This is a genomic window from Sphingomonas sp. (genome assembly GCF_965200135.1).
GTDB lineage: Bacteria > Pseudomonadota > Alphaproteobacteria > Sphingomonadales > Sphingomonadaceae > Sphingomonas.
This window is the reverse complement of sequence record NZ_CBDATK010000005.1, coordinates 16,099-40,043: the sequence shown is the minus strand read 5'-3', so window position 1 is coordinate 40,043 and position 23,945 is coordinate 16,099. Positions and strand designations below refer to the sequence as shown.

Sequence of the window (23,945 nt, the reverse complement as noted above, 5' to 3'; positions counted from 1 at the left end):
TCCTACTCCCCCTTCAGCGCGCGGGTGATCTGACCGATGCGGCCGTTCAGGAACGACAGCGTGGTCTGATACTGGACGGCGTTCTCGGCGAAGGCGGTCTGCTCCTGGCTGAGTTCGACGGTGTTGCCGTCCATCGAGGTCTGCGTCGGCACGCGATAAAGCGTCGACCCCGACAGGTCGGCGGCGCCCCCCTCCATCGACTGCAACGCCGAGGCGAAGTCGATGTCGCGGGCCTTGAAGCCGGGGGTCGAGGCATTGGCGATGTTGGACGCAAGCACCCCCATCCGCTGCGAGCGGACCTCCAGGGCGGCGGCGTGGACGCCGAACAGCGACTCTGCGGGCATGGCCCGATACTCCGATGCGCCGGGATGACGCTGACCGGGTATAAGCAATGGCCGTGCCAGATGGGCCGGCGGGGGCGATTTGCCGGTTCCGACTAGGGTGTGGAGAGTGGGAGCGGCAAACGGTTGCCGGTCGGCGGCAAGGTTGCCGCCCGGCCGCCACACGAGAACGCCGCTTCGTCATCCCCGCGAAAGCGGGGACCCATCTCCTGGGCGACGGGTAACTACGACGGTAGTGCTTGCGCGAACCGCACGGGATGGGTCCCCGCGTTCGCGGGGATGACGGAATTGACGGCGACAAGGCGCTTTGGCCCGCCTCTTGCTTAAGTCCGTGCGATGCAGCCCGCGATCCTCTTCGATCCCACCGCGCTCGCCCTCGTCGGCGGCGGTACGGTCCTCGCTACCGTCCTTCGCACCCCGGCGCGTGAGCTCGGCCGCGCCGTCGCGGCGCTCCGTACCCTGCCGCGCCGTCCGTTTTCCGCCGAGCCGCTGCTCCGCCAGCTCGCGGTGCAGGGCAAGCTGGTCCAGCGTCACGGCGTGCTACAGCTCGACCGCGCGGTCATCACCGACCCCGATCTCGCCGCCGGCCTCGACGCCATCGTCGACGGTGCTTCACCCGAGCAGGTCGCAGCACTGGTCGACGAGCGCCGCCGTGCCCGCGTCGAGCGCCACGCCGCCGCCGCCGACGCCTGGACCGGCGCGGCGGAGGCGGCGCCAGCGATGGGCATGGTCGGCACGCTGATCGGCCTCGCCGCGATGTTCGCGCGGATGACCGACACCACCGCGATCGGCGGCGCGATGGCGGTGGCGCTGCTCGCCACGCTCTACGGCGCGCTGCTCGCCAACCTGGTGGCGCAGCCGATCGCGCATCGCCTCCGCCGCGCGGCCCGGATCGAGGCGTTCGAGCGCGGCCGCCTGACCGCCCCGCTCGCCGCACTCGCCGCGCGCGAGGCGCCCCAGAAGTCCCACGCCGCGAAGCTGGCGGCATGACGTCCCTCGATCTCGGCGACCCATTGGCCCCCGCGCCGGCCAAGGCGCTGTGGCTGGTCACGCTCGCCGACCTGGCGCTGCTGCTCGTCGGCTTCCTGGTGCTGGTGCAGGCGACCGGCGACCACAGCGCCCTGGCGCGTGGCCTGCGCGGCGGTTTCGGGACGATCGTCCTCGACGCGCCCGAGGCGCCGCCGATGCCCGTCGCCGCCGCCGCCGTCGCCTTTGCGTCCGGTTCGTCGGCACTGACCGATCCGGCGCCGCTCGTCGCCTGGGCACGCGATGCGCTCGCCGATCCGCGCGTCGTCGTCAGTGTCACCGGCAGCGACGGCAGCGACGTACTGCTCGCCGCCGATCGCGCCCGCGCCGTCCTCGCCGCGCTGGTCGCCGCCGGCCTGCCACCCGCACGGCTTACCCTTCTCACCGCGCGCGGCCCCGCCCGCGCGACCCTGACGCTCGCCTTCGCCGGCGAGCCGACCCGGAGCCGCCCATGATCCCGCTGCTGCTACTCGCCCCGCTGAGCCTTGGCGCCTTTCAGGACGTACCGTCGCTCGACCGCGCCGTCGCCGCGTTCACCGGCCGGCCGGTCGGCGCGGAGGGCGGCGCGCGCGCGGCGCTGGATGCGCGGCTGCGGCTCGCGCAATGCCCGACCGTGGCGCTGAGCTGGCGGTCGGACGCGCATGACGCGGTGGTCGTGACCTGCTCAGGCCCCGACTGGCGCGTGTTCGTCCCCGTGCTTCGCGCCACGCCGGTGGCCGCCGCCGGCCCTGCGCCGTCGTCGGTCGCCGCCCCGATCCGCGCCCCGGTGGCCGCCGTTATCCCGGTGATCCGGCGCGGCGATCCGGTGCTGATCGAGGCGGGCACCGACGGGTTTCAGATCACCCGCGCCGGCGTCGCCGCCACCGATGCGGTCGCCGGCGCGCGCGTCGCGGTCCGGGTCGAGGGCGCGACGCAGCCCGTCCAGGCGGTCGCGATCGAGAGCGGCCGCGCGACGCTGCCCGGCTTCGTCACCGAAAACCGCTAAAGCTTCGCCGCGCCCGGCCGTTTATGGCCTTGAAGCGCGAGCACGAGAGGCGGGCGATGAGCGATCCAGTGGCGAGCAAGGGAGTGGACCGCGCCGTAGCGCGTGCCTTGACTCAGGTGGCTGCGGCAGCCCCGGTGCCCCGCGCCGAGCCTGCGACAAGTCCGGTGCGAGCGCCCGTCCCGGCCGACGTGGCGGCGGTCGGGAACACCGCCGCCCAGCTGGCGAGCAAGCCGCCGGTCGACGTCGAGCGCGTCGCGCAGATCAAGAAGGCGATCGCCAACGGCACCTTCCCGATCCTGCCCGCGACGATCGCCGACCGCATCCTGGCGCTGCGCTACGACTGGGTGAGCCGTGACGCCTGAACCGTCCCGGCGTGACGCACTCTGCCGCGTCATCGACGCCCTCCACGCCGAGATCGCGGCGCTCAAGGCGAACGACGTCGTCGCGCTGGAACGCGCCACGCAGGACAAGCTGCTCCATCTCAACGAGGTCGCCGCGCTGGGCACCGGCCCCGCCGGCCCCGAGCTGCGTGAGCTGGCCGACGAGGCGAACCGGCTGAACGAGACCTGCCGCATCTACGTCAACCTGATGGCGGCAAATGTCCGCCGCCGCCTGCAAACCCTGACCGGTGAAGCCGGCAACGGCGGGTATCGAGCCGGCGTGACCGCCGCCTATTGCTGATCTAAGTCCTCCCCGCTCGCGGGGAGGGGGACCGCTCGCGTAGCGAGTGGTGGAGGGGGGTCTCCACGGACGATCCGCTCGCGACCCTTGCCTCCGCGCGCGCCACCTCCCCGCAAGCGGAGAGGACTGGCACACCCCTTGCATTAACTATGGCATGACCGCCGTCACCCCGATTGCCGCCGCCCGCGTCCAGTCCGCCATCGCCAGCGCCGCCAACCGCACCGGCGTCGACTTCGGCTACCTGCTCGGCCAGGCCAAGCTCGAATCCGGCCTCAACGCCTCTGCCCGCGCCGGCACGTCGTCCGCGACCGGCCTCTACCAGTTCCTCGATCAGAGCTGGCTCGCCGTGGTCAAGCAGCACGGCGCCGAACACGGCCTCGGCTGGGCCGCGAACAGCATCCACCGGTTGCCCAACGGGCGCCTCGGCGTCGGCGACGCCGGCACCCGGCAGGCGATCCTCGCGCTCCGCAAGGACCCCGAAGTCGCCAGCCTGATGGCCGCCGAGCACGCCAGCGACAACAAGGACAAGCTGGAGGCGAGCCTCGGCCGTGACGCCACCGGCACCGACCTCTATATGGCGCATTTCCTGGGGCTGGGCGGCGCGACCCGCTTCCTGTCGGCGATGCAGGCGAACCCGCGCGCGACCGGCGCCGCGATGTTCCCCGCCGCGGCGGGCGCCAACCACAACGTCTTCTACGATCGCGAGGGCCAGCCGCGCTCGCTCGCCGCGATCTATCAGCGCTTCACCGACAAGCTCGGCGCGGCGGGCGGGAGCGTCGCCCCCGCGATGCAGCCGCTCGCCACCTATGCGTCGCAGGCGCTGGAGGTCGACGGCGGCACCGTCGTCACCGGCGCCAACGAAAGCGCCACCGACGCGCTCGCCTGGGCCCGCGGCGCGATCGGCGGACAGACGACCGCGGCCGCCAGCCTGCTCCGTCCGACCCCGGACACCGCGCGGCTCGCCTATCTGATGCTCGCCGGCATGGGCGGCCGCTAGGTGGGCCGCTTCCTTCCCAGCGCCCGCGCGGCGGCGCTGCCGCTCGCGATCCTGCTGCTGGTGCTGGTGATGGTGGTGCCCATCCCCAAGCAGTTGCTGGACCTGTTCTTCGTCGCCAACATCGCGATCAGCCTCGCCGTCCTGATGGTCGCGTTGAACGCGCGCAAGCCGCTCGACTTCTCCGCCTTTCCGACCGTGCTGCTGTTCGCGACGCTGTTCCGCCTCGGCCTCAACGTCGCGTCGACGCGCGTCGTGCTGGTCCACGGGCATGAGGGCGAGGCGGCGGCGGGACATGTCATCGAGGCGTTCGGGACGTTCCTGATCGGCGGCGATTACGTCGTCGGCATCTTCGTTTTCGCGATCCTGCTCATCATCAACCTGATCGTCGTCACCAAGGGCGCGGGCCGCGTCTCCGAAGTCTCCGCGCGGTTCACCCTCGACGCCTTGCCCGGCAAGCAGATGGCGATCGACGCCGACCTCAACGCCGGGCTGATGACGCCCGCCGAGGCCAAGGCGCGCCGCGTCGAGGTCGCGACCGAGGCCGATTTCTACGGCGCGATGGACGGCTCGTCGAAGTTCGTGAAGGGCGACGCCATCGCCGCGCTGCTGATCCTGGCGGCGAACGTCGTCGGCGGGCTGATTCTGGGGCCGTTCAGCCACGGCATGGGGTTCGCCGACGCCGCGCGCACCTATATCCTGCTCGCGATCGGCGACGCGCTGGTGGCGCAGCTGCCCAGCCTGATGCTGTCGATCGCCGCCGCCGCGATCGTCACCCGCGTCGCGTCGGATCACGACCTCGCCGGCCAGATCGGCACCCAGTTCGGCGCGTCGCGCACCTGGACCCCGGTCGCCGCGATCCTGACGCTGCTGGGCGTGCTGCCCGGCATGCCGCATTTCGTCATCCTGCCCTCCGCCGCCATCGCCGGCTTCGCCGCGTGGAAGCTCCGCCAGATCGAGCGCCGCCCGGTCGTAATCGAGGCGCCCGTCGCCGAGGTCGTCGATCCCTCGCGGATCGGCTGGGAAGAGGTCACCGACGCGCAACAGGTCAATATCGATATCGGCTACGGCCTGGTGCCGCTGGTCGACGAACGGCGCGGGGGGCCGTTGATGGGACGGATCACGGGCGTCCGGCGGCAGCTGTCGAAGGAACTCGGCTTCGTCGTCCCGCAGGCGCGCGTGCGCGACGACATCAACCTCGCGCCCTATGCCTATCGCATCATGGTCAACGGCGTCTGCGTCGGCGAGGATCAGGTGTCGCCCGACGACATGCTGGCGCTCGATACCGGTCAGGCGGTGGGCTATCTCGACGGCAAGAAAGCGAAGGACCCGACCTTCGGCCTCGATGCGACCTGGATCGCGAAGGGCGACGCGGACGCCGCGACCGGCATGGGCTTTCTGGTCGTCGATCCCGGCACGGTGATCGCGACGCACCTCAACCATCTGCTGGGCGCGAACGCCGCCGAGCTGCTCGGCCCCGACGACGTCCAGGCGCTGCTCGACGGGCTGAAGGAGCGCGCCGGCCAGCTCGTCGCCTCGCTCACGCCGCAGCCGCTGCCGCTGACCGTGCTGACGCAGGTGCTCAAAAGCCTGCTGGCGGAGGGTATCGCGCTCAAGGAGTTCCGCCGCATCGCGTCGGCCATCGCGGTCGCCGCGCAGCGGACGCAGGACGCCGACGACCTGCTGGAACTGGTCCGCCCGCAACTGGGCGCGCTCATCATCCAGAAACTGTGCGGCGTCCGCGAACCGCTGCGCGTGATGACGCTGGAAGGTCAGCTGGAGGGTCTGCTCGGCCAAGCGATGCGCGCCGACACCCAACGCCGCCACGTCATCGAACCCGATCTCGGCCGCCGGATCGTCGACGCGCTGCAACGCGCCGCCGCACCGCTGGTGGCCGACGCAAAGCCCTTCGCGCTGGTCGTCCAGCCCGCGATCCGCGTCGCGATCAGAAAGCTGGTCCGCACCTGCCTGCCCGACACGCCCGTCCTCTCCTTCTTCGAGGTGCCCGAGGAAAAGGCGGTCGAGGTCGTCGCCGTGATCGGCGCTCCCGGAGCCCTCCCCGCATGACCGCGCAACCATTCGCCGCCGACTTCGACGCCGCCACGCCGCTGACCTATGCCCGCACGCCGCGCCGCGACGCCGACGCGCTGGTGCGCGAACACCTGCCGCTGGTCCGCAAGCTCGCTTGGCACGTCCATGGTTCGATGAGCACGCTGATCGACGTCGAGGATCTCGTCCAGGTCGGCCTGGTCGCGCTGGTCGAGGCCGCCGGCCAGGCTCTCGAACAGGGCGCGCAATTCCGCTCGTACCTCATCACCCGCCTGCGTGGCGCGATGATCGACGAACTCCGCCGTCAGGCGACCACGACCCGAGGCGCGATGCGCCGCCACCGCCAGTACAAGGAGGCGGTCGCCTCCCTCACCCAGCAGACGGGCCGCGCCCCGGAGGAAGCCATGATCGCCACCCATCTGGGCGTCAGCGTCGACAAGCTGCGCGCCGACTTTCTGTCGGCCGAGGCGCTCCGCTTCGACTCGATCGACGAGGTCTATGCCGACGACCTCCCCTGGTTCGCCGACGACACCCCGGACGCCTTCGACCAGCTGGCCGAGGGCGAAGTCCGAGACCGCCTGATCGAGGCGATCGCCGCCCTGCCAGAACGCGAGGCGCTGGTGGTGCAGCTCTACTATGTCGAGGAGTTGAACCTGGAAGAGATCGGCGAGGTGCTCGGCGTCGGCGCGGCCAGGGTGTGCCAGATCAAGGCCGCGGCGCACGGGCGGCTGAAGACGGCGATGGGCGGGCGGTAGAAGCCGGCTTCCGACAACACGCGGGATACTGCGCGATCCACCCGAGCAGCGCATCTGCGGCTCGGTACGGATCGCCCTGCCATTTACTTGTTCGGCGTGTCCGCGGCCGGGAACACTTCTTATGCTGACCGGCCACGCGACCTGTTGATAATCGACCGAAACCCCGCGATCAGGCGAATGACCGGCGACCGACATCAGGCAGCTGATGACAGATCGTCACGCCGCCGCGCGCTTCGCCAGCGCCCACCGCAGCACTCCCGCCGTCGCCGCCGCGCCCAGCCGCACCGCCGGCCGCCGCAACGCCGGCGTGTCACGGCCGTGCAGCGCGGCCGCCCAGGGGTGCATCAGCTCGACTCCCGCCTGCAGCAGCACCGACTGGATCGGGGCGGTCGCGGCGTTGGTGGTGGGCTGGTTCAACAGCGCGTCCGCCACCGCCTCCGTCCGATCGTCATAGCGGAGTTGCGGCCGGACGGTGCGGAAATAGGCCGCCACCGCGCGCCGGCTCTCAGGCACGTCGGTCGCGCCCATCCGCCGCGCCAGCTCGGCCATCTCGGCGAAATACCGGTCCTGCCGCGCCCCGCTCATCCCCGGATCGCGGTAGGCGAGGTAACCGCGCAGGAACGCATCCGCCTCCGCGATATGGACCCAGGTCAGCAGCGCCGGGTCGTTCGCCGAATAGGCGGTGCCGTCGGGCCGCGTCCCTGCGATCCGGTCGTGGATTTTCCGCACCCGCGCGATCTGCGCCTCCGCCTGACCCGTGCCGCCATAGGTGGTGACCGCAACGAACTGCGCGGTGCGCTTCAGCCGGCCCGCGGGGTTCTTCGCCCAGTCGCTATGGTCCCACACGCCCGCCAGCGCGCCGGGATGGAGCATCTGCGTCATCAGCGCCGCGACCCCGCCGATCATCATCGCCGAGAAATCGCCATGCACCGCCCACGCCGCCGAGCCCGGCCCGAACAGGCCCGGATCGTCCGGCGCGCGTTCGAGCGTCATCTGCCCCGCGCCGACGAGGCGGTGTATCTCGTCCCGGATCGTGTCGCGCAACGCCATGCCACCAAGGTAGGACCGCGACGGCGCCGCGCCAGAGGGGAGCGGGCTTTGCCGCTACCGCACAACGTCAAGCCGCGTCGGCGAGGCTCGCGTCGCCTCGGCCGGCGACGATCAGCCTCGCCTCGCCATCGATCGCCCCGGTGCCACGCCGGGCCTGCTTGGCGCGATACATCGCTCGATCGGCGGCCTTGAGCAACGTGGAGCGGTCGGTCACGCCGGGGGTCAATCGCGCCGCCCCGATCGTCGCCGAGACCGTCATGGTCCCGTCGGCAGCGGGCACGCTCAGACGCAACGCGGCCAGCAGCCGCGCGATCGCGGCCTCCAGTTCCGGCCCCGCCGCCTCCCCCCGCAGCAGCAGCACCATCTCGTCGCCACCGAGCCGCGCCGCCAGGTGATCGCCCAGAAAGGATGCGTCCCGCACCGTCGCGGCCGCCGCCCGCAGCACGTCGTCGCCCGCCGCGTGACCCAGCCGATCGTTGACCTCCTTGAATCGGTCGAGATCGAGCAGCACGACCGCCAGCGGCTCGCCCCCCGCCGCTGCGATCGCCGCGTCGGCGAGTTCGTTGAAGGCGCGACGGCTCGCCAGTCCCGTCAGTTCGTCGGTCGCCGCCAGCTCGCGCAGTCGCCGCTCATGCCGGTGGCGGTCGGTGATGTCCTGGAGGACACCGATGATCGCCACCGGGATACCGTCTTCCATCTCGGGTTCGCCGATCGCGCGCACCCGCCGGGTACTGCCCACCGCGTCGACGAAATCGACTTCCAGATCGTAACCGCGGCCGTGCTCGGCGCAGTCGGCCACGGCGCCGGCGACCCGCGCCCGATCCGCCGGCGGATAGAAGTCGAGCGCACTCGACAGGTCGGTGCCATCGGTCTTCGGCAGCGCGTGGATGACATAGGTCTGGTCCGACCAGGTGACCTGCTCGGTCACGAGGTCGAGCCGCCAAGAGCCGATGTTCGCCATCCGCTCGGCCTGCGCGAGCTGGCGGCTCACGCGCTCGCAGCTCATCAGCGTATCGTGTCGATCCAGCGCCATGCCAAGGCTCTCCAGGCTGACGCGGCGCAACTCCAGCAATGCCTCCACCACCTGCGCCATGCCCGCCAGCAGCTTCATCTGCGTGACGGTGGGTGATCGCGGCGACCGGTCGATCACGCACAGCGCGCCGATCGGCACCGCGTCATCCTCACCACTGGCGCGAGCCCGCAGCGGCACGCCGGCATAGAAGCGGATAAAGGGTGGGCCGAGGACCAGCGGGTTGGTGGCGAAGTGCGGATCGACATGCGTGTCGGGGACGATCAGCGTCGCGTTCGCGGCGACCGTGCGGTCGCAAAAGGAGATGTCGCGCGGCACTTCGGAAATGTCGAGCCCGCAGCGCGCCTTGAGCCATAGCCGGTCGGCGCCGAGCAGCGAGATGAAAGCGCTCGTCGCCCCGAACACTTGCCGTGCGCCATCGACGATCGTGTCGAATTCCGGCTCCGGCGTGGTGTCGAGCAGCTCCAGCGCGTGCAGCACCTTCTGGCGATTGGCTTCGTGTGGCATGGACAGGCCCCTTGCCGCACGACCCGTTTGATCCGCGTTAACGACGCGACGGGCGCGGTCGGGTGTGCCGAGCCGTGGCGAGCGCCGTTAACCTTCCGTTGACCACGATCGTGTAGGCGAATGGTCCGGACGGAGGACCTCATGCAGCGACTATCCGAGCTCGATGCCGTGATCCGAGGCGCCGTGGGCGAATCGGCGAAGATGCTCGAGGCGACGGCCGGGGCTGCGGACGCCGCCAAGGTCGAAATGGCGGTCTCTCAATTCCGGAAGCTCGCCGAGCTGCTCGCGGTCACCGCACGCGCCGCCGGCGACGCGATCGACCGTTTCGACGCGCCGATCGACGGCGTTCGCCTCTGGATTCCGCTGCCTCAGTTCGAAGCGGAGCGTGCGGCAACGGCGCGGATGCGCGAGGAACGCGATCAGGCGGTGCTGCAATGCGGGTTCGCTCAGCTGTCGATCTAGGCTCCACGCCAGCAAGGCGCCGGTCGCTCAGCGTCCGGTGAACCGCCCCGGCCGCCGCTCGTTCACCGCTCGGACGCCCTCCGCATAGTCGGCGGTCTGCTGCAGCCACTGCTGCTCCGCCAACTCGTGATCGGTCTGCCGCTGCACCAGTGCATGGAGGTCGCCCCTGATCGTCGCGCGGGTCGACCGCACCGCCAGCGGCGCGCCCGTCGCGATCTCTCGCGCCAGCGCCAGCGCGGCATCATCCAGCGCCTCCGCCGCGACCAGCTGATCCGCCAGCCCCCAGTCGGCCGCCTGCTCGCCGCCGATCCGTCGCCCGGTCAGCAGCATCAACGCCGCCCTTTGCCGCCCGACCACGCGCTCCAGCACCGCCGAGATGCCGAAGCCGGGATGAAAGCCGAGCTGGACGAAATTCGCCGCGAACCGCGCCGCCGGGCTCGCGACGCGGAAATCCGCGACCAGCGCCAGCCCCAGCCCGGCGCCCACCGCCGCGCCTTGCACCGCCGCGACGACGGGCTTCCCGACCGCGAACAGCCGGGCGGCGGCGACGTAGAAGGGATTGCGCTCCCCCGCCTGCGCCTGATCGGCGGCGACGGGATTGGCGTTGGCGAGGTCCGCGCCCGCGCAGAACACCCGCCCCTCCGACCGCAACAGGATCGCGCGAATATTGGCGTCCGCATCGGCGGCGGCGAACGCCTCACCGACCCCCTCGATCAGGTCGAGGTCGGCGAAGTTGTGCGGTGGCCGCGCGAAGCTGACGATCGCGACATGGTCATCCCTGGTTGTCGAAACGGTCACGCATTTCCTCCGTCGTCGCCCGCGATGACGGGTAGTGGAAGCTCGGGTCGGCGGCTAGGCTGACCGTGACAGCCATTCAGTAGGGACCTATCATGCGCGAAGCCGCGATCGTCGCCACCGCCCGCACCGCCATCGGCAAGGCGTATCGCGGCGCCTTCAACGCCACCGAGGCGCCTGCGCTCGCGGGCCACGTCATGGCCGCCGCGGTCGAGCGTGCCGGCATCGATCCGGCGCGGATCGACGACGTGTTCTGGGGCGTCGGCAATCAGTGGGGAACGCAGGGCGGCAACGCGGGCCGCATGGCGATCTTCGCCGGTGGGCTGCCGCAGTCGGTGCCGGCGTTCACGCTCGATCGCAAATGCGGCTCGGGCCTGACCGCGGTCGCTCTTGCCGCGCGCTCGATCGTCGCGGGCGACATCGACGTGGCGCTGGCGGGCGGGATGGAGTCGATCAGCTTCACCGTCACCAAGGACGCGCCGCGCTACGTCAACCAGAGCGTCCTCGCGCACGAACCCGCCGCCTATATCCCGATGATCGAGACCGCGGAGATCGTCGCCGAGCGCTACGGCATCACGCGCGCGGCACAGGACGCCTATGCCGCGCAGTCGCAACAGCGCGCCGCCGCCGGGTTGGCGGCGGGCGCCTTCGTCGAGGAGATCGTGCCGATCACCGTCGAAAAGGCGCTGTTCGACAAGGCGGGCGCGCGCACCGGCACCGAGACGGTGACCGTGACGCAGGACGAGGGCATCCGGCCGGGCACCACCGCCGAGGCATTGGCGGGACTCAAGACCGTCTGGCCCGGCGGCGAGTTCAGCGGGCCGGGCACCAGCGTCACCGCCGGCAACGCCAGCCAGCTGTCCGACGGCGCCGCCGCGCAGATCGTGATGGACCGCGCGACCGCCGAGGCGGAAGGTCGTCCCGTGCTGGGCGTCTATCGCGGCTTCCAGGCGGCGGGCTGCGGCCCCGACGAGATGGGCATCGGCCCGATCTTCGCAATCCCCAAGCTGCTCGACCGCGCCGGGCTGTCGGTCGCCGACATCGGCCTGTGGGAGCTGAACGAGGCGTTCGCCTCGCAATGCCTGTATTGCCGCGACCACCTCGGCATCGATCCCGACCGCTACAACGTCAACGGCGGCGCGATCGCGGTCGGCCATCCGTTCGGCATGACCGGCTCGCGTCTGGTCGGGCACGCGCTGATCGAGGGCCGCAAGCGCGGCGTGCAGTGGGTGGTGGTCAGCATGTGTACCGCCGGCGGCATGGGCGCGGCGGGCCTCTTCGAGATCGTGTGACGGCACTCCTCCCCATGCCGGAGAGGAGTAAAGGAGAGAGCCAATGCCCACCCTCATCACCGGCGCCTCCGCCGGCCTCGGCGAACACTTCGCCCGCGCGGTCGCGGCGGAGGGCAAGGACCTGATCCTCACCGCGCGCCGCGCCGACCGGCTGGAAACGCTCGCCGCCGACTTACGCGGCAAGCATGGCGTGCAGGTGCATCTCTTCCCCGCCGATCTCGCCGACCCGGCCGCGCCCGCCAGGCTGATCGCCGACATCACCGCCGCCGGGCTGACGATCGACGACCTCGTCAACAACGCCGGCTATGGCCTGCGCGGCGACTTTGCGGACCTAGACGCCGATGCACAGCTCGGGATCGTGGACGTCAACTGCCGCGCACTGGTCGCGCTCAGCCGTGCCGTGCTGCCCGGCATGATCGCGCGCCGGTCGGGCGGCATCCTCAACATCGCCTCGACCGCCGCGTTTCAGCCGGGGCCGTGGATGGCGGTCTATTATGCGTCCAAGGCGTTCGTGCTCAGTTTCTCCGAAGCGCTGCACGAGGAAGCGAAGCCGCACGGCGTCCGCGTCGCGGCACTCTGCCCCGGCCCGACGCACACCGAATTCGCCGGCCGCGCCGGCATGACCGACATGGCGCTGTTCACGAAGCTGGCGAGCGGCCCCGAGGCCGTCGTCCGCGATGGCCTCGCCGCGCTGCGGCGCAACCAGGCGGTCAAGATTTCCGGCGCGATGAACGCCGCGCTGGCGGAGAGCATCCGCCTCACCCCCCGCGCACTCGCGCGCCGGGTAGCGGGTGCCATGCAAAGGGCGCGGCGCTAGGCCGCCAACCGGACCGCCGGGGCTTCGCGCCTGCCGATCGGACGGAACACCGCTGTCATCACCATCGGTGCGGCGAGATGCGCGGGTGCCTGAATCAGCGCGAAACCGGCCGGCGCAACCCGCCACAGGCCGTCGTCCATCGCCTCCATCCCGTCGGTGATCGTCGACACGACCAGGCGGGCAGGCCGGCGTTCGCTCTCGTCGGCCAGCCGCTCGACCGCGATCTCCTCGATTTCGATCCACGGCGCCAGTGCCCCGAACTGCACCGCCACCGCCGGACGGCTCTGCCCGATCGGCACCTGCAACCGATAGAAGCCGTCGCACGTCGGATAGGCCGTCATCGGCTGCACCAGCTGCTCGGTCGCGGTCATCAGCACGACGCCGATCTCGAGCCCACCGACCTCGAAATCGGTCATCCGGAGATCCAGTCCGAAGCGATGCGCCGCGAAGCTGGCGAGCGTCAGCGGCAATCCCTGCCGGTGCAGGTCGGCGGCCAGGAACATGCGTCGGTCCTCGTTGACGAACGCGACGCCGTGCCGGCGTAACGCCCGTCCGCTGGCATCGGCGTCGATCAGCGCAGTCGCCTCGTGACTGCCGAGGTTGGCGTCGAAGTCGAACCGGCCGAACAACGTCACCTCCTCGGCGCTGGGCAGGAAGAATAATCGGGTCAACGCCGCCGCCGCCGCGCCGATCCGCGCGTCGAGCGTGTCGGTGGCGGCCGGGCGGAGCACGCCCGCATCCGCATCGCGCGCGAAGTCCAGCGCGCCCGTCTGCGCCTCGTCGCGCACCGCGCTCTGCGCCGCCTTGCCGTCGATCGCCTCCCGCACCGGCGCGCCGTTCGCGTCAAAGCCGACGCACGAGCCCTGCGCGACGTTGCACAGCTGCTCCACCGCGACGACCGCGGTCGACAGCCCGTGCAGCGTGCGGTTGTCGAAACCGCGCACGTCGAGCATCCCCCGCTTGTCCAGGCCGGACGCCTGCGTCTCGCGCAGGAACAGGTATCGGCCCGCGACCGTCAGCCCCATGCGGTCCTCCAGCACCGGCGTGACGATGTTCTGCACCGTGCCGTTGAAGCCGATGTCGACCAGCATCACCGCGTCGCCGGCCGTCACGCCGGCGCGCGCTAGGTGTGCGATCAGCCGTCCGCCGAAGTCGCGACAGCGCTTGACGATCTTGGCGCGGGTCGCCGGCTTTGCCGTGAGGTCGGCGAACGCCCGCCGCGCCGCCTTGTGGTCCTTGATCCGAGCGATCGGCGCGACTTCGTTCTCGAACAGCATCAGGTGGCGCGCCAGGATGTGCGGCGGCAGCTTGTCGAGCCATTCGCCGAGATAGCGGTCGAGCGACGCCTCATCGTGAATGCTCGCGCGTCCGGCGACGAATCGGCTGATCTCCACCGTCGCCGCGCCCGCGTCCGGATAGAGTGCGTCGAACACGCGAAAGGGCAGCCAGCCGTCACGCATCACGAACAGCGGCTTGACCGGTCGCCCGATCCGCGCGGCGGCCGCGTCCAGCTCACCCTTCAGCCATGCGGCGAACGTCCGCATCACCGGCCCCAGCACATCGTGACCAAGCGCATAGGCGGGTGCGTCCGACGCGCGCAGCGACACCGCCGCGCGGTGCGGCTGATGGACCGGCCTTGTCACGCGGGCGGCGGGATCGATCATCACCGCGGCACTGGCCTCGTGGCGCAACCGCTGCTCGGTGGCGGCGTCGAACTGCTGGAAGTGCACCGCGTGAAGACCGTGCTTCGCGGCGGACTGGTGATCGGCGCGCGGATTGTCGCCGACGTGCAGCACCTGCTCGCCCGGCACGCCCAGCTCGGCGAGCACGACGTCGAACAGGCCGTCGTTCTTGCCCAGTCCGTGCGCGCCCGATACGAAGACATGGTCGATCATCGCCAGCACGTCCGGGCTGGCCGCCGCCGCGATATGCGCGCGGATTTCCGCTTCGCTGAGATACATGTCGCTGACGATGACCACCGTCAGCCCGCGCCGCTTCGCCTCGGCGATCAGCTCGACCACCGGCCGGAACGCAAAGGCATGACGGGCCTCCAGCGCCAGCTCCGCCGCCGCGTGTGCCCGCACCGTCTCGGCATCCGCCTGCGGCATCAGCGTCGCATAGATTTCCTCCAGCCCGATCTCGATCGCCTCGCGCCGGTTGTAGGCGACACGGCGCGCCAGCTGCTCGGCCCATTGGCGGGGCTCGACCCCGCCGCCCGGCAGGTCCAGCGCGGCGAAGACGTCGTGCGGCGCGTGGGTGGTCCGCCAGATCAGCGTGTCGAAACAATCGAGCGACAACACCGTCACTCCCGCCGGCGCCCGGTCGAGCAGTCCCGCGATCTCCTTGCCCCGCACCGTCAGCTTCATGCTCGCCCCCAGATGGAAACCGGGTGAGCTATCGGTGAAGATGGTTAGCGCCGGGTTAACCCGTCAGTCGGCGAACAGCAGCACCGGCGTTTCGAGCAGCTTCTTGAGCGCCTGGACGTAGGAGGCGGCGTCCCAGCCGTCGACGACGCGGTGGTCGCAGCTGATCGACAGGTTCATCAGCTTCGCGCGCACGATGTCCTCGCCCTGGAACACCGGCCGCTCGACGATCTTGTTCGGCCCGATGATCGCCACCTCCGGCCGGTTGATGACCGGCGTCGTCGCGATCCCGCCGAGCGGCCCGAGCGAGGTGACGGTGATCGTGCCGCCGCCCAGCTCCTGCGGCGTCAGCTTGTTGGCGCGCGCCGCCTCCGCCAGCCGCCCGATCTCGGTCGCGAGCTGCCAGACGTTGCGGTCCTGCGCGTCGCGGATGACGGGCACGGTCAGCCCGGCATCGGTCTGCGTCGCCATGCCGAGATGGACGCGACCCGACCGCGTCACCACGCCCGCCTCGTCATCGTAGCGCGCGTTGAGCATCGGAAAGTCGGGTAGCGAGCGACAGATCGCGACGATCATCAGTGGCAGCATCGTCAGCTTGGGGCGCGCCCCCCGATTGGCGTTCAGGTCCGCGCGCATCGCTTCCAGCGCGGTGACGTCGATCTCGTCCACATAGGTGAAATGCGGGATGTTGCGCTTCGATGCCGCCATGTTCTCGGCGATGCGGCGGCGCATGCCGATGACGCGCACCGTCTCGTCCTCGCGCGCACGGCTGGCGTGCGGGGCGTGATAGCCCTGGCCGGCGCCGTAACGCAGGAACGCGTCGAGATCGGCGTGACGGATGCGGTCGGCCTCGGTCCTGACCTGCGCCAGGTCGACGCCGAGTTCCTTCGCGCGCTGGCGCACGGCGGGCGACGCAAGGACGGGTTTCGCGTCCGGCTGCGGCGTGTCCTTGACGTCCGCCAGCGCCTTCAGCGTCGCCTCGCGCAGGTCGCGCCCGCCCTGGATCGGCGCGGCGGCGACCGTCTCCTCGACGCCCGGATTCTCGGCCTCGAACTGCTCCTCGACCTCGTCCTCCGCGGCAAGCGCCGCCGGCCGCGCCGTCTCGTCCATCGGCGTCGCGGTCGCCTCGCCGGCACTCGCCGCCGCGTCGGTCTCGATCACCACCAGCGCCGCGCCGATCGCGACCTGGTCGCCGACCTCGCCCGCCCGCTCGACCACCGTCCCCGCGACCGGCGACTCCATCTCGACCGTGGCCTTGTCGGTCATCATATCGGCGATGTTCTGGTCTTCCTCGATCCGGTCGCCGACGGCGACGTGCCAGGCGACGATCTCCGCCTCGGCGATGCCCTCGCCGATATCGGGCAGCTTGAACGTGAAGCGGGCCATGCGCGCCTAGTCCTTCATCATTTTCTTGAGTGCCTCGCCGATGCGGACGGGGCCGGGGAAATAGGCCCATTCGAGGCTGTGGGGATAGGGCGTGTCGAAGCCGGTGACGCGCTCGATCGGCGCTTCGAGGTGATAGAAGCAGCGCTCCTGCACCAGCGCCGACAGCTCCGCGCCGAAGCCGCCGGTGCGGGTCGCCTCGTGGACGATCATGCACCGCCCGGTCTTCCGGACCGACGCCTCGATCGCCTCGATGTCCAGCGGCACCAGCGTGCGGAGGTCGATGATCTCCGCATCGACGCCGGCCTCCTCGACCACCGCCGCGCAGACATGCACCATCGTGCCGTAGCACAGGATCGTCACCGCCTCGCCCGCGCGGACGACGTTCGCCTTGCCCAGGTCGACGCGATAGTACCCGGTCGGCACTTCGCCGGCGGGATGCTTCGACCAGTTCTGCGAAGGGCGGTCCCAATGGCCGTCGAACGGGCCGTTGTAGATGCGCTTGGGCTCGAAGAAGAGGACCGGGTCGTTGTCCTCGATCGCCGCGATCAACAGCCCCTTGGCGTCATAGGGCGTCGACGGGATCACCGTCTTGATGCCGCTGACGTGGGTGAAGATGCCCTCGGGCGACTGCGAATGCGTCTGCCCGCCAAAGATGCCGCCGCCGAACGGCGAGCGCACTGTGATCGGCGAGGTGAACTCCCCCGCCGAGCGATAGCGCAGCCGCGCCGCCTCCGACACCAGCTGATCGAGCGCGGGGTAGATATAGTCGGCGAACTGAATCTCCGGCACCGGCCGCAGGCCATAGGCGCCCATGCCGATCGCGACGCCGATGATGCCGATCTCGGTGATCGGCGTGTCGAACACGCGGGTCTTGCCGTGCTTCGCCTGCAGCCCGGCGGTGGCGCGAAAGACGCCGCCGAAATAGCCGACGTCCTCACCCATCACCAGCACGTCGGGATCGCGTGACATCATGACGTCGAGCGCGGAGTTGATCGCCTGGATCATGTTCATGCGGGTGGTGGCGGGCACCTCCGCGTCGGCCGTGGCGGGCAGGTCGGTCATGTGGTCGCCTTGCGAACGGTGAAGCGGTTGCCCGCCGCCGCGCGATAGGCCGACAGCCGCGCCAGCGCGCGCCGATCGCCCAGCCCATAACCGTCGACGAACAGCCGCGCCGGGACCGCCACGCGCGCGAACGCGGGCTCGGCGACCAAGCCGTGATCGGCGCCGGCGATCACGACCGCATAGCTGTCGGTCGGCACCGTCTCGGCGGGAAACAGATGGTCGGCCGGGTCGGTGACGAAGCCGGGCACGGTGTCCGCCGTCCCCGTCACGATCATCACCGGCACCGCGACGCCGGCATAGGCAGTCGGCTGGATCAGGCCGGGGATCTTGCCGGGCGTGGAAAAGCCCAGCACCGCCTTCACCGCCGGATCGCGGAACGGCCCCATGCCCGCCAGCGCGCCACCCAGGCACAGCGCGGTCAGCGTGCCGAAGCTGTGCCCCACCGCGATCACCGGCAGCCCCGCGTAATGCGCGCCGGCATGGCCCCGCGTCGCGCGCATGTCGGCGAGCCGCTCGGGAAAGCTCTGCACCAGCGTGAACTTGTCGCGCTCGGGATAGTGGACCGAGTCGACATGCAGCGGGGCCAGCACGACGAAGCCCTCGTCGGTCAGCAGCCTGGCGAGCTGCGCATACCGCTCCGGCCAGGAGCCGTGCCCGGTCGAGAACAGCGCCACGCCACGCGGGCGGGCCGGGGTCCAGACGCACAGCTTGGTCGTCCGCCGGCCCACCGCGAGGTCGACGGTCCGGGGCTCGATCGCCGCCCGCGCCGACGCGGTCGCGGGCAGCGCCAGCGCCCCCAACGCCGCCAGCGCGCCGCCCGCGAGCACGGCGCGACGATGGACCATCGTCATTTCCTGTCCCATGGCCGTCCGCTCGCTTTCTCTTCCGCCAACATCTGCGCCTGTTGTTCGCGCAGGTGCCACGGCATCTCCTCGAACACCCCGTCGAACATCGAGTCGAGCGGCTGGTGCAGGCCGTGGCCGAGGATGCCGTTCTTCTCCGCCTCCTTCTGGTCGGCGCGGACCTGTTCGGCGAGTTCCTTGTCCTGCGCGACGTGGCGCTCCTCGTCCCACTCGCCGAGCTGGATGAGGTGCGCTTTCAGCCGCCGGACCGGGTCGCCGAGCGGCCAGGCGTTGGGCTCGCCCGCCGAGCGATACTGGCCCGGATCGTCCGACGTCGAGTGCCCTTCGGCGCGATAGGTGAAATGCTCGATCAGCGTCGGGCCCTGATTGGTCCGCGCGCGCTCCGCCGCCCATTGCGTCGCCGCGAACACCGCCAGCGCGTCGTTACCGTCGACCCGCAGGCCCGCGATGCCATAGCCGACCGCGCGCGCCGCGAACGTCGTCGCCTCCGCGCCCGCGAAGCCCGAGAAGCTGCTGATCGCCCACTGGTTGTTGACGATGTTGAGGATCACCGGCGCGCGATACACCGACGCGAAGGTGCAGGCGGAGTGGAAGTCGCCCTCCGCGGTCGAGCCCTCGCCGCACCACACCGCCGCGATCCGCGTGTCGCCCTTCGCCGCCGACGCCATCGCCCAGCCCACCGCCTGCGGGAACTGCGTCGCGAGGTTGCCGGAGATCGAGAAGAAGCCGTGGTCCTTCACCGAATACATGATCGGCAGCTGCTTGCCGCCTAGCTTGTCGCCCCGGTTCGAATAGATCTGGTTCATCATCTCGACGAGGCTGTAGCCGCGCGCGATCAGGATGCCCTGCTGACGGTATGAGGGGAAGCACATGTCGTCGCGGTCGAGCGCATAGGTCGCCGCCACCGCGACCGCTTCCTCGCCCGTCGCTTTCATGTAGAAGCTGGTCTTGCCCTGCCGCTGCGCGCGGAACATCCGCTCGTCGAACGCGCGCAGCAGCGCCATCGAGCGCAGCAGGCGGCGGAGCTGATCGGGCGACAGCTTCGGGTCCCACGGCCCGGTCGCGCGGTCGCTGTCGTCCAGCACGCGCACCAGCGTATAGGCGAGGTCGGTGAACTCGCGCGCCGGCGCGGCCGTGTCGGGGCGGCGCACCGATCCCGCGAGCGGGATATCCACCTCGGCGAAGTCGACCTCGTCGCCCGGCCGGAACTTCGGCTCGGGGACGTGGAGCGACAACGGGGGCAGGTTGGCGCGCGGATGCTCGCCGGCCATGGGCACTCCTCTCGACGGGCCGAGCGCCCGCACGTCCTTTTTGGCCTCACGCAAGAATATTACAAGCGCTGTCGGCTGTGTCGTGCGGCGTTCGCTATGCGCCGATCGCCGCTTCGGCCGCCTCCCCCACCACCTGCTCGCCCACCACCTGCTCTATGGCGCCGAAGATCGAGTGGTGCCGCTCATCCTCCGCCCAGATGCGAACGGTGTCGCCACGCTTCAGGAACGGCGTGACCGGCTTGCCGCCCGCGATCGTCTCGATCGTGCGGACTTCCGCCAGACACGAATAGCCGACGCCGCCTTCCGCGATCGGCTTGCCCGGCCCGCCGTCCGCGTCTCGGTTGGACACGGTGCCCGAGCCGACGATCGTCCCCGCGCCCAGCTTGCGCGTCTTGGCGGCGTGCGCGACCAGCGTGCCGAAATCGAAGGTCATGTCCTCGCCCGCGTCGGCGCGACCGAAGGGCTGGTCGTTGAGGTCGACCATCAGCGTGCGGTGGAGCTTGCCGTCGCGCCACCAGTCGCCGAGCGCGTCAGGCGTGACGAACACCGGCGAGAACGCGCTCGCGGGCTTGGACTGAAAGAAGCCGAACCCCTTGCCCAGTTCGCCCGGTATCAGGTTGCGGAGCGACACGTCGTTGGTCAGCCCGACCAGCCGGATCGCGGCCAGCGCCTCGTCGCGACCCGCGCCTTGCGGCACGTCGCCGGTGACGACGACCACCTCCGCCTCCAGGTCGCAGCCCCAGCTTTCGTCGGCGAGCGGGATCGGATCGCGCGGCCCCAGAAAGCCGTCGGAGCCGCCCTGATACATCAGCGGGTCGTGCCAGAAGCTGTCGGGCATCTCGGCCGCGCGCGCCTGCCGCACCAGCGCGACATGGTTCACATAGGCCGATCCGTCCGCCCACTGATAGGCGCGCGGCAGCGGCGAGGCGGCGTCGTGCTCGTGGAACCGCTCCAGCGGGATCGCGCTGTTGCGGACGTCGGTCGCCAGCACGCGGAGATCGGGCAGCACCCGGTCCCAGTCGTCCAGCGCCGCCTGCAGCGTGGGCGCAATATGGCCGGCGTCGGCATACCAGGCGAGGTCGTCCGACACGACGACGAGCCGTCCGTCGCGACCCTGCTTGAGGCTGGCCAGTTTCATGCGCTCTCCTTTGGTTGTCGTCGTTGTAGACCCATCCGTCATCCCCGCGAAAGCGGGGACCCATCACCCGACGTGAGTTTAAGGCGAATGGCAGGGTGATCGCGCCACGCCGTCGCACCATAACTTTTGTTCTGCTCCCTTGACGCCCCCGCCTTCCGCCCGGCACCCTGCCCGGCAAAAGGAGAGCCCCATGTCCCTCGACACCATTCCCGGCCGCTTCGCCTACACTCCCGATCACGAGGCGTTCCGCCAGACGGTGCGCTCGTTCCTGCAAAGGGAGGGCGTGCCCCACGTCAACGACTGGGAAAAGGAGCGGCTGGTCCCCAAGGAATTCTGGCGCAAGGCGGGCGAGATCGGGATGCTGTGCCCGACCGTGCCGGAAGCCTATGGCGGGCTGGGGCTCGATTTCGGCTACAACGCGATCGTCGACGAGGAGATGAGCTACAACGGCGTCCCCGCCGGCTTCTCGCTCCAGTCGGACATCGTCGCGGGTTACATGGAGCATTACGGGTCGGAGGAGCAGAAGGCGCACTGGCTCCCCAAGATGGTCTCGGGCGACGTCGTCACCGCGATCGCGATGACGGAGCCGGGGACGGGCAGCGACCTCCAGGCGATCCGCACCACCGCGAAGAAGGACGGCAACCACTACGTCATCAACGGGTCCAAGACCTACATCACCAACGGCCAGAACACCGACCTGACGCTGGTCGTGTGCAAGACCGATCCCGACGCGAAACCGGCGTGGAAAGGCATGTCGATCATCCTGGTCGAGAGCGATCGCGAGGGGTTCTCCAAGGGCCGCAAGCTCGACAAGATCGGCCAGGACGCGGCCGATACCAGCGAGCTGTTCTTCGAGGACGTCCGCGTGCCGATGACCAATTGCCTGGGCGAGGAGGGGCAGGGCTTCGTCTATCTGATGAGCCAGCTGCCGCAGGAGCGGCTCGCGATCGCGGTCGGCACCCACGCCTCGGCGCAGCGCGCGTTCGACGACACGGTGGAGTTCACCAAGAGCCGCAAGGCGTTCGCGGGCATGGTGTTCGACTTCCAGAACACCCGCTTCGTGCTCGCCGACCTCAAGGCGAAGCTACAGGTCGGCTGGGCGCATCTCGACTGGGCGATCGCCCGGCATCTGAAAGGCGAGCTCACCAACGAGGAGGGCGCGGCGGCGAAGCTGTGGCACACCGAGCTGCAATGGGAAGTGATGGACAAGTGCCTCCAGCTCCACGGCGGGGCCGGCTACATGAACGAATACCCCATCGCCCGGATGTGGCGCGCGGCGCGGGTGTCGCGGATCTATGGCGGCACGACCGAGATCATGAAGGAAGTAATCGGGCGGAAGCTCTGAGCGGCGCAGGCGCGGCCACGTCCGCGCCCGATCCTTCCGACGGCTTTGCCGGCGGCCCTTCCCCACCCCGGCGAGGGCCAGTGGGGCTGAGATCACCGTGCCCTGATGTCGAACCCATCCCAGCTGAAATTGCCCTCGCGTTTCGGCGTCGTGGCCGGTGCGGAGATGTCGGCCTCCATCTCGGGCACCGCCGCCGCCGTCGCCGCGATCGGCGCGCCCGGCACGGACGCCGCGAGCGCCGCATAGGCCAGCCCCTCCGCGTCGAACCGCGCCTCCACCCGCACGTCCGACACCGCGCCGGTCGCCGGGTCGATGTCGACGCTCCCCGCCCACGCCCACGTCGCGTTGCCCGACAGCGTCACCTCGCCGCCGATCTCCGCCGATCCGCGCACCAGCCCGCCCTTGTTCCAGACGGTGATCTCCTCGTCGTAATCGGCGCGCCCGGTCAGGCACGCGGCATAGACCGACGCGGCCATCGCGCTGCCGCAGCTGTCGGTTAGCCCGACGCCGCGTTCATAGGTGCGGACGAACAGCCCGCCCTCATGCAGCGTCACGAACGAGACGTTGGCGCGGTTGGGCATCCAGGCGGGCGAGTCCTGCGCCGCCTCGCCGACCGCGACCAGCTCCGCCTCGTCGATCGCGTCGACGAACGCGACCAGATGCGGGTTGGGCATCGCGATGGCGGTGAACGACCGGGTCGAGCCGAGGCGCGGCAGCGGCCCCTCGACCAGCTCGACCTCGCCGATGTTCATCGGCCACCCCGTCACGTCCAGCATCGCCGGCCCCGCCACCTCGCGCACCGTGACGACGCCGGGCGCGAGATCGGGCGCGCGGCTCGCCTGCACGGTCGATGCGTTGCAGCGCACCGCCGCTTCCTCGATCCCCTCCCGCTCGAAGCCGAGCCGCGCGACGCAGCGCAGGCCGTTGAGGCACAGCTCGGCTTCCGACCCGTCGCTGTTCCACATCCGCATCCCGAACGGATGGCTACGGTCGCCGCCGGTCAGTGCCAGCAGCCCGTCGCCGCCGACCGCGCCGTCCCGATCCGCCAGCGCCACCGCGACCGCCTCCCACACATCGTCGTCGAACCGCACGGTGCGCGCGTCGAGCAGCGGGAAGTCGTTGCCCGACCCATGACATTTCACCAACGCCAGACGCATCGATCGACCTCCCCAAATCCCCGTCGCGCCAGCATAGCGCCGTCCAAAAGTAACGAAAGGTAACACCAAAACGGGTCAATGCAGCCCGTAATGCCCCGCCACCCGGTCGAGCGCGATCGTCAGGACGACGCGGCCGGCGCGGGTCGGCCAGCCCAGCGCCTTTTCCGCCGCCGGCAAGCCCTCGCCCGCGCAGATCACCCGCCACAGCACGTCCGCCAGCCCCGGCCCGGCGGCGGCGATGGCACCGTCGAAGCGGCGCTTGGCGGCGATATGCGCCGTCGTCGGATCGCCCCCCGCCCCGCCGCCGTCGACCCGCGCCGTCCAGTTCATCGTCACGCTCGGCGCCAGTTGCGCGCGCTCGTAGTCGGCGCGCAGCCGCTCGCCCGCCTCGACCTGCCGCCGCGTCACCAGCTTGCGCGCGGCCAGCCACGTCAGCGTCGATTCGCCCAGATTGACGGTCACCCGCCGACGCGCCGCCCCCGTCGCGCACACGACGCCGTGCTCGTCCAGCCCGCGCTCCACCAATTCCCGCATCGCCACTCCTCCGTCGATCGGGCGGCGCTTGCCATGACGGGT

At 70.5% G+C, this 23,945-nt stretch carries 24 protein-coding genes; 12 read left to right on the top strand and 12 right to left on the bottom strand.

Going from position 1 to position 23,945, the window contains the following annotated elements; all coding sequences use genetic code 11:
• Positions 1-2: 2 nt before the first annotated feature.
• Positions 3-344 carry a flagellar basal body rod protein FlgB gene (locus ACOFKS_RS04145; protein ID WP_419807987.1) on the bottom strand — a complete coding sequence of 114 codons (342 nt, stop codon included), beginning with the start codon at positions 342-344 and terminating at the stop codon, positions 3-5.
• A gap of 333 nt (positions 345-677) precedes the next feature.
• Between ACOFKS_RS04145 and ACOFKS_RS04140 the strand changes: the two genes are divergently transcribed.
• The 8 genes from ACOFKS_RS04140 (at position 678) to ACOFKS_RS04105 (ending at position 6,831) form a co-directional block, all read left to right on the top strand.
• Positions 678-1,331, top strand: a complete 654-nt coding sequence (locus ACOFKS_RS04140) for a motility protein A (RefSeq protein ID WP_419807986.1) — start codon at positions 678-680, stop codon at positions 1,329-1,331.
• Positions 1,328-1,822, top strand: coding sequence for a hypothetical protein (locus tag ACOFKS_RS04135; RefSeq protein ID WP_419807985.1), 495 nt, complete (start codon positions 1,328-1,330; stop codon positions 1,820-1,822). The genes ACOFKS_RS04140 and ACOFKS_RS04135 overlap by 4 nt, the downstream gene beginning before the upstream one ends.
• Positions 1,819-2,352 carry a flagella basal body P-ring formation protein FlgA gene (locus tag ACOFKS_RS04130; protein ID WP_419807984.1) on the top strand — a complete coding sequence of 178 codons (534 nt, stop codon included), beginning with the start codon at positions 1,819-1,821 and terminating at the stop codon, positions 2,350-2,352. Before ACOFKS_RS04135 ends, ACOFKS_RS04130 begins: the two co-directional genes overlap by 4 nt.
• Positions 2,353-2,375: 23 nt before the next feature.
• Positions 2,376-2,714, top strand: a complete 339-nt coding sequence (gene flgM / locus ACOFKS_RS04125; protein ID WP_419807983.1) for a flagellar biosynthesis anti-sigma factor FlgM — start codon at positions 2,376-2,378, stop codon at positions 2,712-2,714.
• A complete protein-coding gene (locus tag ACOFKS_RS04120; protein ID WP_419807982.1) occupies positions 2,704-3,033 on the top strand; it encodes a flagellar protein FlgN in 330 nt (109 codons plus the stop codon). Before flgM ends, ACOFKS_RS04120 begins: the two co-directional genes overlap by 11 nt.
• 154 nt (positions 3,034-3,187) lie before the next feature.
• Entirely contained in the window at positions 3,188-4,030 is an 843-nt protein-coding gene (locus ACOFKS_RS04115) for a lytic transglycosylase domain-containing protein (protein ID WP_419807981.1), read from the top strand.
• Between the two features lie 69 nt (positions 4,031-4,099).
• Positions 4,100-6,094, top strand: a complete 1,995-nt coding sequence (gene flhA / locus ACOFKS_RS04110; RefSeq protein ID WP_419808072.1) for a flagellar biosynthesis protein FlhA — start codon at positions 4,100-4,102, stop codon at positions 6,092-6,094.
• On the top strand, positions 6,091-6,831 hold the full coding sequence (locus ACOFKS_RS04105; RefSeq protein ID WP_419807980.1) for a sigma-70 family RNA polymerase sigma factor: 741 nt from the start codon (positions 6,091-6,093) through the stop codon (positions 6,829-6,831). The genes flhA and ACOFKS_RS04105 overlap by 4 nt, the downstream gene beginning before the upstream one ends.
• Positions 6,832-7,047: 216 nt before the next feature.
• Here ACOFKS_RS04105 and ACOFKS_RS04100 read toward each other — a convergent pair whose 3' ends face one another.
• Positions 7,048-7,881, bottom strand: a complete 834-nt coding sequence (locus ACOFKS_RS04100; RefSeq protein WP_419807979.1) for an oxygenase MpaB family protein — start codon at positions 7,879-7,881, stop codon at positions 7,048-7,050.
• A 67-nt stretch (positions 7,882-7,948) separates the two neighbouring features.
• A complete protein-coding gene (locus ACOFKS_RS04095) occupies positions 7,949-9,418 on the bottom strand; it encodes a diguanylate cyclase domain-containing protein (RefSeq protein WP_419807978.1) in 1,470 nt (489 codons plus the stop codon).
• 141 nt (positions 9,419-9,559) lie between these two features.
• On the opposite strand from ACOFKS_RS04095, the gene ACOFKS_RS04090 reads away from it, so the two are divergent.
• Positions 9,560-9,880: a hypothetical protein gene (locus tag ACOFKS_RS04090; RefSeq protein WP_419807977.1), complete on the top strand. Its 321-nt coding sequence runs from the start codon at positions 9,560-9,562 to the stop codon at positions 9,878-9,880.
• Between the two features lie 27 nt (positions 9,881-9,907).
• Here the strand turns inward: ACOFKS_RS04090 and ACOFKS_RS04085 are convergent, their stop codons facing one another.
• Positions 9,908-10,678: an enoyl-CoA hydratase/isomerase family protein gene (locus ACOFKS_RS04085; RefSeq protein WP_419807976.1), complete on the bottom strand. Its 771-nt coding sequence runs from the start codon at positions 10,676-10,678 to the stop codon at positions 9,908-9,910.
• A 92-nt stretch (positions 10,679-10,770) separates the two neighbouring features.
• Between ACOFKS_RS04085 and ACOFKS_RS04080 the strand changes: the two genes are divergently transcribed.
• A complete protein-coding gene (locus tag ACOFKS_RS04080; RefSeq protein ID WP_419807975.1) occupies positions 10,771-11,967 on the top strand; it encodes an acetyl-CoA C-acyltransferase in 1,197 nt (398 codons plus the stop codon).
• A 43-nt stretch (positions 11,968-12,010) separates the two neighbouring features.
• On the top strand, positions 12,011-12,784 hold the full coding sequence (locus ACOFKS_RS04075) for an SDR family NAD(P)-dependent oxidoreductase (protein ID WP_419807974.1): 774 nt from the start codon (positions 12,011-12,013) through the stop codon (positions 12,782-12,784).
• Here the strand turns inward: ACOFKS_RS04075 and ACOFKS_RS04070 are convergent.
• From ACOFKS_RS04070 to ACOFKS_RS04045, 6 genes are all read right to left on the bottom strand, one after another.
• The gene (locus tag ACOFKS_RS04070) at positions 12,781-15,150 is read right to left on the bottom strand and encodes an HAD family hydrolase (protein ID WP_419807973.1); all 2,370 of its coding nucleotides are present in this window, start codon (positions 15,148-15,150) and stop codon (positions 12,781-12,783) included. The two genes, ACOFKS_RS04075 and ACOFKS_RS04070, sit on opposite strands and share 4 nt — an antisense overlap.
• Positions 15,151-15,213: 63 nt before the next feature.
• The gene (locus ACOFKS_RS04065; protein WP_419807972.1) at positions 15,214-16,533 is read right to left on the bottom strand and encodes a dihydrolipoamide acetyltransferase family protein; all 1,320 of its coding nucleotides are present in this window, start codon (positions 16,531-16,533) and stop codon (positions 15,214-15,216) included.
• A 6-nt stretch (positions 16,534-16,539) separates the two neighbouring features.
• The gene (locus tag ACOFKS_RS04060; RefSeq protein ID WP_419808071.1) at positions 16,540-17,544 is read right to left on the bottom strand and encodes an alpha-ketoacid dehydrogenase subunit beta; all 1,005 of its coding nucleotides are present in this window, start codon (positions 17,542-17,544) and stop codon (positions 16,540-16,542) included.
• Between the two features lie 47 nt (positions 17,545-17,591).
• Positions 17,592-18,458 (bottom strand): hypothetical protein, encoded by an 867-nt coding sequence (locus ACOFKS_RS04055; protein WP_419807971.1) that lies wholly within the window; start codon positions 18,456-18,458, stop codon positions 17,592-17,594.
• On the bottom strand, positions 18,443-19,729 hold the full coding sequence (locus ACOFKS_RS04050; protein WP_419807970.1) for a 3-methyl-2-oxobutanoate dehydrogenase (2-methylpropanoyl-transferring) subunit alpha: 1,287 nt from the start codon (positions 19,727-19,729) through the stop codon (positions 18,443-18,445). The genes ACOFKS_RS04055 and ACOFKS_RS04050 overlap by 16 nt, the downstream gene beginning before the upstream one ends.
• A 94-nt stretch (positions 19,730-19,823) precedes the next feature.
• Positions 19,824-20,867 carry a fumarylacetoacetate hydrolase family protein gene (locus tag ACOFKS_RS04045; protein ID WP_419807969.1) on the bottom strand — a complete coding sequence of 348 codons (1,044 nt, stop codon included), beginning with the start codon at positions 20,865-20,867 and terminating at the stop codon, positions 19,824-19,826.
• A 190-nt stretch (positions 20,868-21,057) separates the two neighbouring features.
• On the opposite strand from ACOFKS_RS04045, the gene ACOFKS_RS04040 reads away from it, so the two are divergent.
• Complete coding sequence (locus ACOFKS_RS04040; RefSeq protein ID WP_419807968.1) at positions 21,058-22,212, top strand: acyl-CoA dehydrogenase family protein; 1,155 nt, start codon at positions 21,058-21,060, stop codon at positions 22,210-22,212.
• Between the two features lie 92 nt (positions 22,213-22,304).
• Here ACOFKS_RS04040 and dapF read toward each other — a convergent pair whose 3' ends face one another.
• Positions 22,305-23,369 carry a diaminopimelate epimerase gene (gene dapF, locus ACOFKS_RS04035; RefSeq protein WP_419807967.1) on the bottom strand — a complete coding sequence of 355 codons (1,065 nt, stop codon included), beginning with the start codon at positions 23,367-23,369 and terminating at the stop codon, positions 22,305-22,307.
• 75 nt (positions 23,370-23,444) lie between these two features.
• Positions 23,445-23,903 (bottom strand): DUF6456 domain-containing protein, encoded by a 459-nt coding sequence (locus ACOFKS_RS04030; RefSeq protein ID WP_419807966.1) that lies wholly within the window; start codon positions 23,901-23,903, stop codon positions 23,445-23,447.
• Positions 23,904-23,945 lie beyond the last annotated feature (42 nt).